This is a genomic window from Streptomyces sp. NPDC005811 (assembly GCF_040630405.1).
Taxonomy (GTDB): Bacteria; Actinomycetota; Actinomycetes; order Streptomycetales; family Streptomycetaceae; genus Streptomyces.
Genome location: NZ_JBEXXK010000067.1, coordinates 1 through 15,206, shown reverse-complemented (window position 1 = coordinate 15,206; position 15,206 = coordinate 1). Strand labels below are relative to the sequence as shown.

Here is a 15,206-nt window from a genome sequence, read left to right as displayed (position 1 = left end):
CACTGAGCGGCGGGGCGCGCTGGCTGGAGGTGGCGCCTGCGCGCGCTAGGGCTGTTGAGCCGGCAGCGGAGGGCACCGTGCGTGGCGGCCCTAGCCCGCAAGCGTGATGCTTCGGCCGGCCGAACTGGCCCTGGCCATCGCGGGCCTCCTGGTCTGCGTGCTGCACCCCACACCAGCGAGCGGACTACCCCGCCGCTCGCCCCGTCAGTGCACCGGCCGGGGTCTGCTCCGTCATTTCCGGGCGGGCAGGGTGCATCCGGGAGAGTGACGGACTGTCAAGGAAAGCCCTCTCGGGTGGTTATGGCATTCGAAGTGCTCACGCTCAACGCATTTTTGACGGTGTGTCAGGGGGTGATTGTGTCGCTCATTGGGGCGCGTTTCCATACACCCAGTCAGGTTCGATCCGCCGGGAATTCCAAGAATGTCGAGATGACAGCAGAAAACGGGCCTCATTACGTTCATCCTCGGTCGGCTGCCCTGCCGACCCCTTACAGAAAGGAGAACGTCATGCGTGCTCGCACCATCGCGGTGATCGCTGTTTCAGCGGGTGTGGCGGCCGCGGCCGTCACCGGTGTCACCTACGCCAACGCCGTCCCGGAGACTCCACCCCGATCCGCCCCCGCCGTCCACGAGGCCGTCCACGAGGCCGCACCCGCCAGTGCCCCGCTCGGCGGTGACGCCAACGACAGCTACGGCTACAACCGGGACAACACCAGGGACGACGACGGCCGGATCCAGATCAACGAACGCTCGTACCTCGCAGACCCCGCCTCCTGCATCGCGGTCGTCAACGTGGCCAACCCGATCGCCGGCGCGACCAGCTTCAACATCCGCAACAACAGCAGGAGGACCGTCCAGTTCTTCAGCGGGATCACCTGCGACGCAGGCGCTCCCGTCGCCGTGGTCGGCCCCGGCAGCACCAACAATGCCGTCCCCGGACTGATCACACCGGCGTTCGACGCGCTTCCGGGCGGCATCATCGTGGGCAGCTTCCGCGTGGTCTGACCGCAGCGACAGACACTCCTCGCAGGATCAGAACCCCGGCCCGCCGTAATCGGGCCGGGGTTCCGGCACAGGGTATCCACCCGGAAACGACTCATTCCGAGCCGGATAATCGGCCATTAGTGCGTCCTGGCCGACTACATGACGCACGGCGTCCACGACCGAAGAAGAAAACCGGCCGTACCACCTTCTCTGACAAATATCGGTGACCGGCTCAATTCCGGCGTGTTGGACTGCTCCGTACGAGTTCCTCGGGTGCCTTTGTTTTCGGGTGATCCGCGCGCGGCAATGACGGCGCGAAGAAGATCAGCGGAAGCAAGCGGCACCTGGTCGTCCCCACCAAGGGCCTGTCGCTGTGCGGTCACCCCGGCGGCTCATCCAGCACTCGGAATCACTGATCACCTGGGCGGTGATCACCATCATGACCAGGCACATCACCTGCCGAAGCTCACGCAGAAACGGACAGCCGGCCTCCCGCGAAACCGTCCGCGACTGATCGCTTCCAAGGCCGGCGTCATCTCCTTGCCCCTGAACCGGGGCATGACCCGGACACGCCAGAAACCCGCCACCGGGTGATCTTGGGGTCCTGTCGCATGAAGTTGTAACATCTATAGTTACGACTGGGGCCGAGAGGTGTGGGAGGTGCAGTCCGACGTGAGTGCCAACAGCAGGCTGACCATCGCGGCGCACACCCTGACGTGGATCGGGCTGTATCAACGGCGCGGCCACGAGGTCGCCACCTCCGAACAGATCGCGACGAGCGTCAACACCAACCCCGTGGTCATCCGCCGCCTGCTGGGTGAGCTGCGCAGGGCCGGCCTGGCCGATTCACGGCGAGGTGCGGGGGCGGGCTGGATGCTCGTGCGGGACCTGGCGGCGATCACTCTGCTCGACGTCTACCAGGCGATCGAACCGGGACCGGTCTTTGCCCTGCATCGCGCGGCACCGGACCCCGAGTGTGTTGTGGGCCACGGTATTGGGCCGGCCTTGACCGCCGTGTACGACGACGTGGAGGCAGCCCTGCGCAGGGAGCTGGCCAAGACCACGCTGGAGGACGTGCTGCGGGACGTCTTGAAAGCCGCCTGACCTCGAAACGTCGACTTCCCTGATCGAGGGGAGCCGCATTCCAGACCCAACGATGTAACCAAAATAGTTACATTGATGAAGAGGCAAGGACAAGAACGATGACAACAGATACTCGGACATCGCGGACCGTGGCCGAGGAGTTCCTGGAGCGCCTCGGCAGGCAGGACCCCGACGGCGTCCAGGAACTGTTCTCCGAGGAGATCGACTGGCATGTCCCCGGCAGTGACGTGCTGCCCTGGACCGGGCGCCGTAGCCGCCGGGAGGAGGTCGCGCCGTACTTCACCACGATGTGGCCGCACTTCGCGCACGGCCAGAGCAAGGTCGTGCTGGAGCGCTTCATCGTCGACGGTGGTGACGTGGTGCTGCTGGCGGTCTTCACGCACACCGCCGTGGCCAGCGGCAAGGAGTTCACCACACCGGTGGCCATGCACCTCGGGGTCGAGGGCGGCCGGATCGTTCGCATGCACCTGTACGAGGACACGCTGACCGTCGCCGAGGCGTTCAACGCCGGCTGAGCGGAGGGCGCTCAGGAGCCCCAGGCCCCGGGGCGCCCGGCCGGGCATGTACGTAGAGGGTCAGCCGAGAGGCAGCCGAAGCTGTCGGAGGGTCTCTCTCCCCGGTCGCGTACGGGTGAACGTCCCCAGTTGTCAGGCCACTTCCGTCTCGCGCGACGAGATCGCTCCGCCAGCCGTCCCATCTCGCTGGGGCGTTACGGAATCACCGGCCCGTCGAAGAGTGGTGCCTGCCGTCGGCGCTGCGTGGACCCGCCCGGAAGTTCCGTCCGTGGCTGCCTCAGCGAGGCGGCGGCACCGACTGGCGCGGACATCGCCACGGGTCAGGGTCTCGTTCGAGCCTCGACCCGTGTGCACGACGTACCCCCTGGCTATGCTGTCGGCGTATGGACGCGATCTTCCGGCTTCCGCCTCAATCCCCGCTGGCGGAGGCTTTTTCCGAGGAGTGGAGTCTGCTCCCGCTGCGCGTCCCCATGGGCTGGAACGTCGTCTACAACACGTTGATGGCCCGGCGCCTGCCGGATGGAAGAGTCGAGGTCAATGACTCCGAGGATCTGTACTGGGCACGTACCGCACGACCGCCGTGGCTGACCGAGCAGGAGGCGGTGCGGAAGGGCGGCCTGCAGGCCCGGGAGATCAGTATCGACGCCGGCTGGTACTACGGCTGCGGCTTCCGCGTTGTCGTCCTCGACCCGGACTGGGACCATGAGGGAGCCTCCTGCACCACTGCCGACCTCGAGGAGTTCGTCGCCACCCTGGAGGAGTGGATGCGAATGATCACCGAGCGGGGGGAACTCCCCAAGTCGTGAGATCGACTTGCGGGCTGTCTGCTGGCAGTGCGTCAGGTAGCGGCAGCGAGGGCCGACGGCTGGTGTGGATTCTCCGCCAGGGCACCGGAACGGTGGTGACCTGGCGTCGGCCTCAAACGATCGTGCTGTCCGTGCAGGGCGGGCCGGTGGCGAAGACACGGACGGCTTCGACTCTCTACCCGAAGTACGGGGAGGCCGACCGAAGACCTTCACCCTCCGAACGCCGCAGGGGGCAAGAAGATCGCCAAGTCCAGGCCGGCCAAGCACGGCCTGCGTTTTCGAACTGGAGCCTGGCTAAGCTGGCCACTTCCTGGTCGCGGAGGGAGTGTTCACCACGACCGGCATAGGCCGTTCAGGAGTCTCGCCTGACGACGGACTCACCTCTCGTCGTCCTGGAACAGCGGCTCACCCGCGTGCAGCCGCGCGCAGACACGCTCGTAGCTCGGTCGGCGGAGCTTGGGACGCTTCCCCTGCCTGGCGCGGTTCTTCCAGCCGTCGTACACCTGGGGGACCAGGATGTCGCGGGCCGTCCTGAACTGCTCCTTGGTGGGATGGTAGGAGTCGATCTCGGCCTCGACCTCGCCGGTCGCATAGGAGGCGGACTTGTCGCCGAGTATCAGCGCCCGGGCGTGCACCGCGCCGTTCACCTCGAAGGTGAAGTCGTTGTAGTACCCGTAGACCACGCCGTGCGCCCGCAGGTCGCCCTCGACGTACACCGAGCCCCAGGACACCAGGTCACGCACCACCAGGTCGCCGAGTACGACCAACACCCCGATGCCGGAGACGTAGTCGTCCAGGAAGCCGTGCACCACCAGGTCGCCGTCGACGATGAGCGCGATGTCCAGATCGAGGTCGTCAGGCACCACCAGGTCGCCCTGGTGGAGATACCAGGCGTGGTCGCCCTCCAGGTAGTCGGCCATCTGGCCGCCGACCCGCTCGGTGATCCCGGAGGTGTCGCGCAGGCGGTCGAAGCGCGCCCGCCAGGTGGACATGGTCAGCATGGAGTCTCCCCTGCGGCGCGGTGCGCGCGGACGGTCACGATCAGGCGGGCTTCGTCGGCCCAGTGTTCGTCCTCGGTGATGACGGCCAGCACGGCGTCCGGCAGCTCCGGGTTCTTCAGCAGCCCGCGGCAACGGCTGCCGCTGGTGGCCCAGGCGAGCTGGATCTCCAGAGGCAGTGCGGGGTTGGCGGCGAGGTCGTCCAGGTGGTAGCCATCCACTTCAGGGTCGGCTCCGCGGGCGTACTCGGCCAGCGCCTCGGGCGGAACGTGCCGGTTGGCCACCGCCCCGCGCAGGTAGTAGATCGGGCTGCGGACCATCGAGGCGAGGACCTCCTGCAACGGCGCCGTGTGACGGGCCGCGCCGACCGCCGCGAAGCTCGCGCGCTCCTCGTCGGTGTCGACAGTGCTCGCGCAGTACGACAGACCGAAGTCGATCAGCAGATCGGCCGGCCAGTTGGGCTGGCTCATGGCATTGCCCTCGTGGAAGTGGGAGGGCCCCAGAGCGTGCAGTCGGCGCAGCGACTCCGGCGGTGTCGCCGGATGCCCGAGCACGTCGTGGACCAGATTGCCGACCTGGTCGAGAGCGTAACCCTCCTGCCGGGCCGCGTCGGCGTAGCGGTCGGTGATGGTGTCGACCAGCCCGGCGAGCGCCTGCGCCGGTGCGAACTCGTTGCGGCCGAGCGCGCAGAGCACCTCCAGGTCCGCATCATCGGCGAGCGCGATCAGATGCCCGACCGGGGTGAACGGGTTCCCCGCTGCCCCGCGCCGGACGCTGCTCTCGGCGTCGGTGGCCAGCACGGCCAGTGCCACGGGGTCCTGGTTGCGGTACCTCACGGCCACCAACTCACGGACCCCGAGGTCCTCGTCCCGTACCAGAGAGGCAAGCCGCGGGGCGAGTTCGGCGAAGCTGCGGCGGCGGACGGCGTTGCGTCGCACGCCCGCGTCCGGATCGGTCAGGTCGGCGCCGTCGGCGTACCCGAGCGCCGCGACGACCCGGCGCACCCGGACATCCGGGTCGATGGCGAGCGCCCGCAGCTCCTCGGGCCGGGCGTCGACTCGACGGACCATGGTGAGGCGGACCTCGCCGGATTCATCGGCGAGCAGCCGGGTGGCGACCTCGTACGGGAGCCGTTCACGGGCCGCCAGCGACCGACGCACGGTGGCCGATTCGTCGTCGGCCAGCACCGTGAGCGACTTCTCCGGAGTCTCCCGGTGTACGGCCACCACTCTGCGGACGGACGCGTCGGGGTGGGCCGCGAGCAGGGCCAACCGGGCTGCGGGCGTGGCGGGTTGGGCGGCCAGCGCGCGCTGTACACCCAGCCACGGCGCGCCGAGCCCGGCCGCACGCTCCGCGAGCTCCTCGGCGAACTCGGACGGCAGATCGATACGGGACGCCACGATCCGAGCCAATCGGGCGTCACGCCCGGCCAGTTCCCGCAACCGGGGCAGCGGCGTGCCGGAGCGCCAGGCCTCCGCCACCTGCTCGTCGCTGTCCATACGTACTTCTCCCCAAGCGGCGTCTCCAGCGGTTGACCCGCAAACCCTACTGCCATGCCGCGGGGCCGGGCCACGACTGCTGTGACCTGTTTGACCAGGCCGTTTCACCGTATAGGCGCGCCTCGGGGCCAGGGACCTGATGTATGTAGCTCATCGGGAGGCGAATGGAGGCCGGACCTGAACCGGGCGGTTCGGACGCCTACATGGCCGTGGCCGACGCCGACGCGGAAACAGCCGATGCCGCGGCGGTGAGACCACGGTTCACCAACTACGGCCAGTGCTGTGTGCGCGAAGTGGGCCAATGCCTGACCGGCGAGTACCTCGGTCGCTTCAGCCGTCCTGAGAGGTCGAGCCCTTCGCGCGCAGGGCGGCCCCGAGTGGACAGCGAACAGGGAGTTGCCGCCCAGCTCGAAGAAGGCGTCGTCCGGGTCGTCGCGCCGCACCACCACGGCTGCCGTCCGGACGCCCGGGTCCTCCAGCAGCACCGAGCGGATCTCGTCTAGCTCGATCCGGAAGCAGCGGATCTTGACCTGACTGTCGATGCGTCCGAGGTGTTCGAGGCGGCCGTCGGAGCGCAGGCGTCCCACGACTCGGTGTCCTGGTTCGACGCCGTCCGCCGGACGCTCAACGCGCACCACATCGTGCACCGCAATCACGGCGGCGGGAACGACCTCAAGAACCTCGAACTCCTGCACTCGCAACGTCACCAGCAGCATCACGCGCTCGAATGCGCCGATACGGGCAGGCCCACGTGACCTGCTTGACCCGTCGGCACCGCCCCTGACAACTGGTGAGGAGGGCCCGGGTGCCCCGGCCCTCCTCACCGCTCCCCATGGTCGGGCCGGCCGTGAGACGCCCAGGGGGCGAAGCCGGACCGGGGCAGCCCCCGCATGGGGTCACTCGAAGACGACGTCCGAGACGGACACGAAGAACTCGCCGGTCATCTGCTGCTCCTGGTCGATGTGGTCGCAGCACCTCTCCGGGTTGCCGGTGGTGCAGACGCCGCCGTGACCGCCCCAGACGTTCACGATCGCGTGCCGGCCCGTCTTACGTCCGGCCAGCACCGCCGTGGTCCATGCCTGTTCGGGATCGCGGCCGTGGACGACCACCATGAACGGAGTCGGCTCCAGGTCGGCCCACGACAGCGGGGCCGACACGTTCCAGCCGTCCCTGGTGACGAAGAACTGGTACGTCCACGTCGGTCCGATGTGGCTGGCGGTGTGCTCGTAGGAGAAGGTGAGGTCCCGGGCGCCCGAGTCGAGGGCGGTGGTGGGCCAGTCACCCACGAGGTCCAGGCCGGCGAAGCGGGGGTTGCCCGCCGAGGCCACCTTGCCGTCGTCGCCGCCGGCGCTGAACTTCCGGTACTCCAGGTAGTGGCCGTGCCGGTTCCACGGGTAGTCCGCGCACATCCGCTCCTTGCCGGGGACGACTTCCGCCCACCACACGTCCGAAGCGCAGGCCGCACGCACCTGGTCGCAGAAGGCGCTCGTGCAGGCGTGACTCTTGTCGCCCTCCCCGGGCTTCAGGGTGAGCACGGAGCGGCCCGGCGGGTCGGCCATGTTGCCGTGCCTCGGCTGCGCGAGGTCTCCGCCGCGGTCGTCGGGCACCGCAACCGGGATCGGCTGGTACGGGTCGTCGGCCCGGCCCGGCACGGTGCACTCCTCGGAGAACGGGCTCCAGCTGCCGTCGTCACGCCTGGCCCGGATCCTGACCTGGTAGGTGTCGCCCGGATCGGTTCCCAGCGTGACCCAGTGGTTGGCGGCGAGCTTCCAGCCGCCCCACCAGGTCGGCCAGTCCAGATGGAGCGTCTGGGCGGGCTGGCCGTTGAGCCACACCTCGTACACATGCGGGTACGGGGCCCGGCCTTCGTCCCAGTCCGGCGGGGTGGTGTCGCCGCCGGAGTTGCCTCCGGTGGTCCATCGCAGGGAGATGCCGTGGAGGATCTCGGAGCCGTCGCTCCGGTAGGTGGTGGCGGCTGTGAGGTCCTTCGGGTCGTAGTAGTCGCCGTTGACGGGAGTGCTGGAGTTGGGGGTCACCCGCAATCACCTCGGTCTTTCAGGGCAGCGAACAGCTGGCAGAGGACGGAAGGGTGCTCTTCAGTCCCTCACCTCCGGCTCCCTGCAGCCACCCGGATTAGCCCCAACGGGTGGCGTTTCAGTCGGGCAGAAAGAGGCCCGTCACCCACATCACACGGCGCCACCCCGGATCGGCGCCGCAGGGCGGCAACGGTCCCGAAGGACAATGCCTGCATCGACTCGATGACCGACCTCGGCGCGAGCGCCGACCTGTCGCCGCAGGAGCTCCTCGCCGTACGGGGCAGCTACGAGGCCATCGCCCCCGAGCCGGCGATTGTCGTGGACGCCATCAAGGCGACCGCGAAGGGCACCATCGGCAAGTTCGCGGAACGGCCGCGCGGCGAGGGCAAGCCGCTTCCGGGCGGCTGGAGGATCGGCGTCTCGCCCGGCATGGTCAAGGACGAGGGCACCCAGTGCGTGCTGTGGGGCGGGGGCGTCCGTGCGCAGTACAAGGCTCCGGAGCTCAACCTCGCCCGCTACATCACAAGTCGGGCGAGGTCACCAACAATGACAACGGGGAGTACGTAGTCGATGAGTGGGTTCGGGGACGGCCTGGACGCCGCAGTGCAGAAGGCGTTCACCCGCCCGGCGCCTGCGGTACCTGGTCAAGCAGCTCAAGGGCACGAAGGCCGTCGCCCAGATGCTGCGAGTCTCCCAACGCACCGTGGAACGGCACGTGAAGGACCAGATCAGGAAGCCCCGTCCGGACCTCGCCGCCCGCCCGGAGCGTGAGGTGAAGGCACGCTGGCAGCCGCAGATCCGGGTCAAGGCGCGGGCGAAGGCCCGGGTCAAGGCGCGGGCGAAGGCAGCGACCACCGGCGGCATCGTCATCGACACCCGCGCCCGCGTGGGCTGCACCGCGCCGATCGGGTCGACGGACCAGGACCGCGTCCGGCACCTGACCGTCGCGCTGCCGCCCCGCTGCCGTCCCGCTACGCCGCCCGCCTCTTCGACGCCCAGGAGGCCGGCGCCACCGAGCAGCAGCTCAAGGAAATCGTGGCCGAAGCGCTCAAGGAGGTGTACATCGAGGCGTACATCGAGCACCTGGAGTTCGAGCTGTCTCAGTGGCGGAGACGGTCGAAGCGGAACGGCGCGAGGACGTCGGGGCGGCGGCCGGTGATGACGTACTCGGCGAGTCGGTGACCGGTGGCGGGGCCCAGAGTGACGCCGAGCATGCCGTGGCCGGTGGCCGTGAAGGCGTTGTCGTGTCCCGGGAGGCGGTCGATCACCGGGAGTCCGTCGGGCAGGAACGGCCGTCCACCGACCCAGGGGTCACGGATCAGGCTCACCAGGTCGTCCGGATCGTCGAACCAGCGGCCCAGATAGTGCCGGCTCGCGAGAGCGACGGCGACGATGCGGCGCCAGTCGAGGCGGTTGTTGTTGCCGCTCAGCTCCATGGTGCCGCCGATCCGGGTGGTGTCGCCGATGGGTGAAGCGACGGCCCTGCGTTCACCGAAGTACAGCGTGTGCCTCGGTGCCGGATCCAGGTCCACCGAAAAGCTGTAGCCCTTGCCGGCCTGGAGGGGCAGCCGGTGTCCCAGGGCGTGCAGCAGCCGGGGAGAACGCATGCCGGCGGCGATGACGACAGCCGAGCAGGGCACCTCGCCCTGGGTGGTGCGCACCGCGGTGACACGCCCCCCTGCCGTCCGGAAATCCATGACCTCCGCGTGCTCGTGGACCTTCACTCCCGTGGCGGCGAGTGCTTCCCCGAGCCCCCGGGCGAAGGCCTCCGGGTCGACCACGCCCTCCCCTTCGACGAGGTAGGCCGCCCGCACCCTGGGCGACAGGGCGTCGTCCAGCAGATGTGCCTCGGTCCCCGTGGTGACGTCGTCGGGCATCGGGTAGTGGTCGTCGGCCATCTGCCGCTGGATCGCGAGGTGATGGCGGGCCTCGGTGGGCGACAGGAACGCGTGCACCATGCCGGGCCGGGTCAGCGTCGTCGCCACCCCTGCCTCACGCAGTCCGTCGAAGAGGGCGAAGGTGTCGCGGTTGAGCTCCGCGATCGCCGAGTAACCGCGCCGGAACGCGGCAGGTGTGCTGCTGCGCCAGAACCGCCACAGCCACCGTACGAACGCCGGATCCGGCAGGGGACGCAGATACAGCGGCGAGTCGGGCCGGCCCAGCGAACGCAGGGCGTAGCGCACCACACCCGGCGCCGGGACCGGCGTCGAGTGGCTCAGGCAGACCCATCCGGCGTTGCCCCGGGACACCCCGGAGCCCAGGCCGCTGCGCTCGACGACCTCGACCGCAAGCCCGGCCTCGGCGAGATAGTAGGCCGTGCACAGCCCCACGACACCGCCCCCGACGACCACGACGGGGCCCTGGCCGGCTCGCGGCAGACCGGTCATGTCGTGGACCCGTACGAGGCCAGGAACTCCCGGGTCCGGGCCTGAGCCGGGGCGTCCAGGACGTCCTGCGGCCGCCCCTCCTCCACGATCCGCCCGCCGTCGACGAAGACGACGTGGTCGGACACCTCGCGGGCGAAGGGCAGTTCATGGGTGACCAGCATCATCGTCATCCCGTCCGCGGCGAGTTCCCGCATCACGCTCAGCACCTCGCGGGTGGCCTCCGGATCCAGGGAGGACGTGGGCTCGTCGAAGAGCAGCACCTCAGGCCTGAGGGCGAGGGCCCGCGCGATGGCGACGCGTTGCTGCTCGCCGCCGGAGAGCTGCTCGGGTTGCGCGAGACCGCGGTGGGCGACGCCGACCCGGCGCAGCAGCGTGACGGCCCGCTCCAGGGCCTCCTGCTCAGGTACGCCCATGGTGCGCTGCGCCAGGACGACGTTCTCCACGGCCGTGAGGTGCGGGAACAGGTTGAACCGCTGGAAGACCATGCCGACGGTGCGGCGCAGCCGGGGAAGGTCGCGGCAGACCGTGCGGCCGCCGCTGTGCACGACGTGCCCCGCGACCTGGACCACCCCCCGGTCGGGTCTCTCCAGCAGGTTGACGCAGCGCATCAGGGTCGACTTGCCGCCGCCGCTCTGCCCGATGACGCTCACGATGCGGCCGCGGTCGACCTCCAGATTCACGTTGTCGAGCACCAGGCGGCCGTCGAAGGACTTGCTCAGTCCTTCGATCCGTACGATGGCCTCGGCGGGGGCCGGTGCAACCGTCTTCGCCGTGACGGGCTCGGTCATGCCGTCGCCTCCTTCCGCGCGATGTCATTGATGTCGCCGATGTTCTCGACGCCGCCGGTACCACCGGTGCCGCCGGTCCCGCTGATGCCGTCCGGCGCGTCGGCCGCGAGCAGTGCGCGGGCCGCTCGCACCCGCCGCCGTCGCCACGGGGACAGCGGGACCCCGGCCCGTACCTTGCGCTCCAGCAGCAGCAGGAGCTGGGAGAGCGGATAGCACAGGGCGAAGTAGACGGCGGAGATGACCAGATACACCTCCAGCGCCCGGAAGGTCTCCGAGGTGATCAGCCGGCCCTCCGACATCAACTCGGCGGCGGAGACGGTGACGAGCAGCGACGTGGATTTCAGCAGGTCGACGAGCATCGTGTTGGTGCCGGGCAGCGCCTGCCGGACGGCCTGCGGCAGGATGACACGGCCGAAGATGCCCGCCCTGCCCAGGCCCAGCGCCTCGCCCGCCTCCGTCTGCCCGGCGTGCACCCCGCTGATCGCGGAGCGGAAGATCTCGGACAGGTAGGCGGCGTAGAAGACGATCAGGCTGAGGCATCCGGCGGTGAACACGTCCAGCCGGATGCCGGCCGAGGCCAGGCCGAAGTAGGTCAGGAAGATGATGGCCAGCAGGGGGACGTTCTTGAAGACCTCGGTGTAGACGGCGGCGACGGCCCGGGCGGGCCACGCCCTGCTCAGTCTGAGCAGGGCGACCGTCAGGCCGAGCAGGACGGCGCCGGCGAAGCTCACCGCCGTGTAGGAGAGGGTGCGCCGGACGGCCTGCCAGAGCTCGTGCTCGTAGCCGGTCCAGGGCACTTGGAAGAGGCCGGACATGTGTCATCCCCTCACTTGGCGATGGACGGCGGCGTCCAGTCCTGGGGCCGGTCCACGCCCCGGCGTGCGGTGGCGGCCGCGGCGTCCGGCACGAGGAACTGCTCGGGGTCCCCGTCGTACTTCTTCACGAGCTTCTCCAGCTCGCCGTTCTTGTACATGGCGTCGATCTGCGCGGAGATCGCCTGCTCCAGCTTCGCCTCCTGCTTGGGGAGGTAGAAGCCGGTCTGGTACGGCTGGAAGTACTGGTAGGCGGGCTTCGCCTTCACCTGGTCGGCGGTCGGCGGTGTCAGGTACTCGGTGGAGATTTTCAGGTCCGGACGTTGCTTCTGAGCCGCGATGATGATCAGCGGGTCGAGGAAGCCGACGTCGATCCGGCCCGCGCCGAGGTCGTCGAACACCCCGTTGGCGTCGGGGTAGGCGTGCAGCTTGGCGCCGGGCACGGACTGGATCGACTTGACCCAGACATAGCCCTCGACCGTGCTCAGGTTCAGGCCCTCGAGGTCGTCGACCGTCTTGTAGGTCTTCCCGCTTCGCACGGCCATCGCCGGGGGCGAGTAGTAGGGCGGATCGGTGAACAGGCCCTGCTTCTGGCGGTCGGCGGACCAGGCGACGCCGCCGATGGTGACGTCCACACGGCGGGACTGCACCCCGGCGAGCATGCCGGCGAAGTCCGTCACCTGAGGCTTGACCTGGAGCCCCAGCTTCTTGGCCGCGTAGTTGAGGATGTCGCCGTCCAGGCCGACGATCTTGCCGCCCCGGACGCTGGTGTACGGGGCGTACGGCTCCACGGCCACCTTGATGATGCCGGGCGTGAGCGTGCCCAGCGCGGCGGTGCCGGCGGAGACGTTCTTCGGGGCGTCGCCGCCGTCCGAGCCGCACGCGGAGGCGGTCAGCAGGAGAAGGGTCGCGGACAGGGCGGCGGCAAGCGGACGCACACGGGTCATCGGCCTGGTCCTTCCGGATCGGCGCTGAAGGGGCCCGCTCGGTCACCGCGCTGTGCCCCGGGCGGGGAAGTGATGGGCCCATACGCTAAGGACCAGGTCACCGACGCGTCACCGTTCACTTCGTATGAACTTATGGCTGGAAACGCTTGGCCGGCTGTACGCTGCGTCCAACCCGGCCCCCTCGACGGGAGGTTACGCACGTGCTCAGCCCGTCACTCGCCCAGGAGATCGCCGGGGACACCTCCGCCGTCATCGGTTTCAACGTGCTGATCACGGACGCGGAGGGCGTGGTCATCGGCAGCGGCGACAGCAGCCGGGTCGGCACCTTTCACGAGGCGTCCGTCGAGGTGATCCGCACCCAGGAACCCGCCACGCACAACGCGTCGCAGGCGCAGCAACTGCGCGGAGTGCGCCCCGGCGTCACCCTGCCGCTGGTCACGGACGGGCAGGCGGTGGGCACGGTCGGCATCACCGGAACACCGGCCCAGGTGCGCCGCTTCGGGCTTCTGGTGAAGCGCCAGACGGAGATCCTGCTCAGGGAGTCCGTGATGCTGCGCTCGCGCCTGCTCTCCGAGCGGGCGGCCGAGAAGCTGCTCGCCGACATCGCCTCGTACGACCCTCATGTCGTGGAGGGCGATTTCCTCGTGTTCCGGGCGGCCGAGCTGGGCTTCGACCTGCAACCGCGGCGGGTCGCGATGGCGTTCGAGGTGACGGTGCCGGACGAGGGCGCCCGGCGTCACAGCGCTCCCACCCGGGACATGGCCCTGGTCCGCTCGGAACTGCTCCGCACGGTCCGCGAGGTCTTCGCCGACCCCCAGGACATCGTCGCCTCCACGGCTCCCGGATGGATCGGTGTACTGCACCGGCTCCCCGCCCCGCGCCAGGTGACGACCCTGATCGGCGACTGCCGGCGGATCATCGACGTCATCGCCGCGCAGGACGGCCTGACGGCGCGCGCGGGGATCGGTGAACCGGCCGCGTCGGTCGGTGGCCTGCACGACTCCTACCAGGACGCCTGCGACGCGCTCCGCCTCGGGGCCCGTACCGCGGGCGACTCACCCGTGCACCTGATCACCGATCTGCGCGTCCACCAGGTCCTGGCGGCCGTCGGCCAGTCGGCGCGCCACCGCCTGATCGAGCGCACCGCCGCGAACCTGCGGGCCCAGCCCGACTGGCCGGTGCTGCGCGACACGATCACCGCCTGGTGCGAGAGCGGATTCAACCTCGTACGCGCGTCCTCGGCGCTGCACATCCACCGCAACACGGTCGTGTACCGGATGAACAAGATCGAGCAGATCACCGGCCGTCCCCTGCGCGAACACCGCACCACCATGGCCCTGTACCTCGCCTGCCTGGCCGACCGCCTGGGGGCCGGCGGCGCATCTGCCGAGGGTTGATCGCGCCCCGGGTGAGCCGATGTCCGTGGACACGATCGACGTGCCCGTCCCGCCGCCGATCTTGTCCGCCGTCCCGGTCCGAATTACGGTGCCGCGGTGGACCTTGCTGATGACAGGCGTGGGCGCGGCCGCGAGCATCGTGTTGACGGTCCACAGATCGCCGGTGAGCAGCCGAGGACACAGCGGCGTCCAGGCCGACGCGGCTCACATTGTGAGCCGCTGTTAGTGGCCACTGCAATTGGCGGCAATGTCTTCCAATTGCACCTGGAGTTGGGCTTCGTCGAGCTTTATGCTAACTTCAAGTTCTTCAATTTCCTCCCTCAACTGTTGAGCCTTCATTGGATCCGTTTCATGCTTGAGCTTGAGCGCGGAGAGCTTTTCTCTCTCATCCTTTAGTTCCTTTTTGCTTAGCTCGGCATCGCGCCTCATCTTGGCGCAGATGTCAGTGCTGGAGCCGGCGTGAGGTGTCGTTGCCATGTCGGCCTCTCTCCCACATAGGGGCGGATGGCAGGCAGTGCGGTCCGCTCTTTCTAGCGTCGCACCGCCGTGCAGTCCACGCATCTGGGGGAGTTGGGATGGAGCTCCACCAGCCGGGCCCGCCGCAACCGAAACGGCGAGGCTGGTGTGGCCCAGGATGCGCCGGGCGGCATTGACCCTAACCTGACTGGACAGGAGGACTCCCGAACCATGCCTCAGCTGCACCGCTTCGACAACGACAGTAAGATCGGCGACGTCTCCAACGAGCAGCTCCGGTTCCTCATCTACCAGCTCGCGAATGACGAGGACACGAAGTTCTACGTCGACTACACCATCCTCATCGCAGTTTGAGCTGCCGCTTAGGGCTTGCCGGGAATCAACACGTTGGTTTGATCTTGGATTCGTCGAGGTCGAGGAATCGGGTGATGTCGGCTGGCATGCGGAAACGGGCCGTTG

The 15,206-nt window shown here is 68.9% G+C and carries 17 protein-coding genes and 3 pseudogenes; 11 read left to right on the top strand and 9 right to left on the bottom strand.

What is annotated here, in order from left to right; translation table 11 throughout:
• Positions 1 to 507 precede the first annotated feature (507 nt).
• From ABZ490_RS44740 to ABZ490_RS44720, 5 genes and pseudogenes are all read left to right on the top strand, one after another.
• Positions 508 to 1,005, top strand: coding sequence for a hypothetical protein (locus ABZ490_RS44740; protein ID WP_359004117.1), 498 nt, complete (start codon positions 508 to 510; stop codon positions 1,003 to 1,005).
• A 651-nt stretch (positions 1,006 to 1,656) separates the two neighbouring features.
• A complete protein-coding gene (locus ABZ490_RS44735; protein WP_359004205.1) occupies positions 1,657 to 2,088 on the top strand; it encodes an Rrf2 family transcriptional regulator in 432 nt (143 codons plus the stop codon).
• A 98-nt stretch (positions 2,089 to 2,186) separates the two neighbouring features.
• Complete coding sequence (locus tag ABZ490_RS44730) at positions 2,187 to 2,603, top strand: nuclear transport factor 2 family protein (protein WP_359004114.1); 417 nt, start codon at positions 2,187 to 2,189, stop codon at positions 2,601 to 2,603.
• Positions 2,604 to 2,986: 383 nt separating this feature from the next.
• Positions 2,987 to 3,409 carry a hypothetical protein gene (locus tag ABZ490_RS44725; protein ID WP_359004111.1) on the top strand — a complete coding sequence of 141 codons (423 nt, stop codon included), beginning with the start codon at positions 2,987 to 2,989 and terminating at the stop codon, positions 3,407 to 3,409.
• Positions 3,410 to 3,423: 14 nt separating this feature from the next.
• Positions 3,424 to 3,737: pseudogene (locus tag ABZ490_RS44720) on the top strand (IS630 family transposase); the annotation flags it as partial.
• A 49-nt stretch (positions 3,738 to 3,786) separates the two neighbouring features.
• On the opposite strand, the gene ABZ490_RS44715 reads toward ABZ490_RS44720, so the two are convergent.
• Together ABZ490_RS44715 and ABZ490_RS44710 are read right to left on the bottom strand one after the other, a co-directional pair.
• The gene (locus tag ABZ490_RS44715; protein ID WP_359004108.1) at positions 3,787 to 4,410 is read right to left on the bottom strand and encodes a hypothetical protein; all 624 of its coding nucleotides are present in this window, start codon (positions 4,408 to 4,410) and stop codon (positions 3,787 to 3,789) included.
• Positions 4,404 to 5,906 carry a hypothetical protein gene (locus ABZ490_RS44710; RefSeq protein WP_359004105.1) on the bottom strand — a complete coding sequence of 501 codons (1,503 nt, stop codon included), beginning with the start codon at positions 5,904 to 5,906 and terminating at the stop codon, positions 4,404 to 4,406. Before ABZ490_RS44710 ends, ABZ490_RS44715 begins: the two co-directional genes overlap by 7 nt.
• Positions 5,907 to 6,070: 164 nt before the next feature.
• Between ABZ490_RS44710 and ABZ490_RS44705 the strand changes: the two genes are divergently transcribed.
• Positions 6,071 to 6,409, top strand: coding sequence for a hypothetical protein (locus ABZ490_RS44705; protein ID WP_359004208.1), 339 nt, complete (start codon positions 6,071 to 6,073; stop codon positions 6,407 to 6,409).
• On the opposite strand, the pseudogene ABZ490_RS44700 reads toward ABZ490_RS44705, so the two are convergent.
• A pseudogene (locus ABZ490_RS44700) lies at positions 6,326 to 6,493 on the bottom strand (non-ribosomal peptide synthetase); the annotation flags it as partial. The gene ABZ490_RS44705 and the pseudogene ABZ490_RS44700 overlap by 84 nt on opposite strands.
• Between ABZ490_RS44700 and ABZ490_RS44695 the strand changes: the two are divergent.
• Positions 6,458 to 6,661: an HNH endonuclease signature motif containing protein gene (locus ABZ490_RS44695; protein WP_359004102.1), complete on the top strand. Its 204-nt coding sequence runs from the start codon at positions 6,458 to 6,460 to the stop codon at positions 6,659 to 6,661. The pseudogene ABZ490_RS44700 and the gene ABZ490_RS44695 overlap by 36 nt on opposite strands.
• A 141-nt stretch (positions 6,662 to 6,802) precedes the next feature.
• Here ABZ490_RS44695 and ABZ490_RS44690 read toward each other — a convergent pair whose 3' ends face one another.
• The gene (locus ABZ490_RS44690) at positions 6,803 to 7,942 is read right to left on the bottom strand and encodes a lytic polysaccharide monooxygenase auxiliary activity family 9 protein (protein ID WP_359004099.1); all 1,140 of its coding nucleotides are present in this window, start codon (positions 7,940 to 7,942) and stop codon (positions 6,803 to 6,805) included.
• A gap of 222 nt (positions 7,943 to 8,164) precedes the next feature.
• On the opposite strand from ABZ490_RS44690, the gene ABZ490_RS44685 reads away from it, so the two are divergent.
• Together ABZ490_RS44685 and ABZ490_RS44680 are read left to right on the top strand one after the other, a co-directional pair.
• On the top strand, positions 8,165 to 8,509 hold the full coding sequence (locus tag ABZ490_RS44685; RefSeq protein ID WP_359004096.1) for a hypothetical protein: 345 nt from the start codon (positions 8,165 to 8,167) through the stop codon (positions 8,507 to 8,509).
• A gap of 3 nt (positions 8,510 to 8,512) precedes the next feature.
• Positions 8,513 to 9,010: pseudogene (locus tag ABZ490_RS44680) on the top strand (XRE family transcriptional regulator); the annotation flags it as partial.
• Positions 9,011 to 9,042: 32 nt separating this feature from the next.
• Here the strand turns inward: ABZ490_RS44680 and ABZ490_RS44675 are convergent.
• From ABZ490_RS44675 to ABZ490_RS44660, 4 genes are read right to left on the bottom strand one after another with little or no spacing between them, the layout of a single operon-like run.
• Positions 9,043 to 10,329 carry an FAD-dependent oxidoreductase gene (locus ABZ490_RS44675; protein WP_359004093.1) on the bottom strand — a complete coding sequence of 429 codons (1,287 nt, stop codon included), beginning with the start codon at positions 10,327 to 10,329 and terminating at the stop codon, positions 9,043 to 9,045.
• Complete coding sequence (locus ABZ490_RS44670; RefSeq protein ID WP_359004091.1) at positions 10,326 to 11,117, bottom strand: amino acid ABC transporter ATP-binding protein; 792 nt, start codon at positions 11,115 to 11,117, stop codon at positions 10,326 to 10,328. The genes ABZ490_RS44675 and ABZ490_RS44670 overlap by 4 nt, the downstream gene beginning before the upstream one ends.
• On the bottom strand, positions 11,114 to 11,932 hold the full coding sequence (locus ABZ490_RS44665) for an amino acid ABC transporter permease (protein ID WP_359004088.1): 819 nt from the start codon (positions 11,930 to 11,932) through the stop codon (positions 11,114 to 11,116). The genes ABZ490_RS44670 and ABZ490_RS44665 overlap by 4 nt, the downstream gene beginning before the upstream one ends.
• Before the next feature lie 11 nt (positions 11,933 to 11,943).
• Positions 11,944 to 12,876 (bottom strand): transporter substrate-binding domain-containing protein, encoded by a 933-nt coding sequence (locus tag ABZ490_RS44660; RefSeq protein ID WP_359004085.1) that lies wholly within the window; start codon positions 12,874 to 12,876, stop codon positions 11,944 to 11,946.
• Between the two features lie 200 nt (positions 12,877 to 13,076).
• Between ABZ490_RS44660 and ABZ490_RS44655 the strand changes: the two genes are divergently transcribed.
• Positions 13,077 to 14,273, top strand: a complete 1,197-nt coding sequence (locus tag ABZ490_RS44655; RefSeq protein WP_359004082.1) for a sugar diacid recognition domain-containing protein — start codon at positions 13,077 to 13,079, stop codon at positions 14,271 to 14,273.
• A gap of 222 nt (positions 14,274 to 14,495) precedes the next feature.
• On the opposite strand, the gene ABZ490_RS44650 is transcribed toward ABZ490_RS44655, so the two are convergent.
• Positions 14,496 to 14,750 (bottom strand): hypothetical protein, encoded by a 255-nt coding sequence (locus tag ABZ490_RS44650; protein ID WP_359004079.1) that lies wholly within the window; start codon positions 14,748 to 14,750, stop codon positions 14,496 to 14,498.
• Between the two features lie 210 nt (positions 14,751 to 14,960).
• On the opposite strand from ABZ490_RS44650, the gene ABZ490_RS44645 reads away from it, so the two are divergent.
• Entirely contained in the window at positions 14,961 to 15,101 is a 141-nt protein-coding gene (locus ABZ490_RS44645; RefSeq protein ID WP_359004076.1) for a hypothetical protein, read from the top strand.
• Positions 15,102 to 15,206: the final 105 nt, after the last annotated feature.

What these genes read in the sequence shown, in the direction of transcription:
- ABZ490_RS44705 (WP_359004208.1), top strand. Translation starts at nt 6,071, where the DNA reads ATGGAGGCCGGACCTGAACCGGGCGGTTCGGACGCCTACATGGCCGTG.
- ABZ490_RS44675 (WP_359004093.1), bottom strand. Translation starts at nt 10,329, where the DNA reads ATGACCGGTCTGCCGCGAGCCGGCCAGGGCCCCGTCGTGGTCGTCGGG.
- ABZ490_RS44670 (WP_359004091.1), bottom strand. Translation starts at nt 11,117, where the DNA reads ATGACCGAGCCCGTCACGGCGAAGACGGTTGCACCGGCCCCCGCCGAG.
- ABZ490_RS44740 (WP_359004117.1), top strand. Translation starts at nt 508, where the DNA reads ATGCGTGCTCGCACCATCGCGGTGATCGCTGTTTCAGCGGGTGTGGCG.
- ABZ490_RS44645 (WP_359004076.1), top strand. Translation starts at nt 14,961, where the DNA reads ATGCCTCAGCTGCACCGCTTCGACAACGACAGTAAGATCGGCGACGTC.
- ABZ490_RS44665 (WP_359004088.1), bottom strand. Translation starts at nt 11,932, where the DNA reads ATGTCCGGCCTCTTCCAAGTGCCCTGGACCGGCTACGAGCACGAGCTC.
- ABZ490_RS44660 (WP_359004085.1), bottom strand. Translation starts at nt 12,876, where the DNA reads ATGACCCGTGTGCGTCCGCTTGCCGCCGCCCTGTCCGCGACCCTTCTC.
- ABZ490_RS44715 (WP_359004108.1), bottom strand. Translation starts at nt 4,410, where the DNA reads ATGCTGACCATGTCCACCTGGCGGGCGCGCTTCGACCGCCTGCGCGAC.
- ABZ490_RS44725 (WP_359004111.1), top strand. Translation starts at nt 2,987, where the DNA reads ATGGACGCGATCTTCCGGCTTCCGCCTCAATCCCCGCTGGCGGAGGCT.
- ABZ490_RS44685 (WP_359004096.1), top strand. Translation starts at nt 8,165, where the DNA reads ATGACCGACCTCGGCGCGAGCGCCGACCTGTCGCCGCAGGAGCTCCTC.
- ABZ490_RS44650 (WP_359004079.1), bottom strand. Translation starts at nt 14,750, where the DNA reads ATGGCAACGACACCTCACGCCGGCTCCAGCACTGACATCTGCGCCAAG.
- ABZ490_RS44710 (WP_359004105.1), bottom strand. Translation starts at nt 5,906, where the DNA reads ATGGACAGCGACGAGCAGGTGGCGGAGGCCTGGCGCTCCGGCACGCCG.
- ABZ490_RS44730 (WP_359004114.1), top strand. Translation starts at nt 2,187, where the DNA reads ATGACAACAGATACTCGGACATCGCGGACCGTGGCCGAGGAGTTCCTG.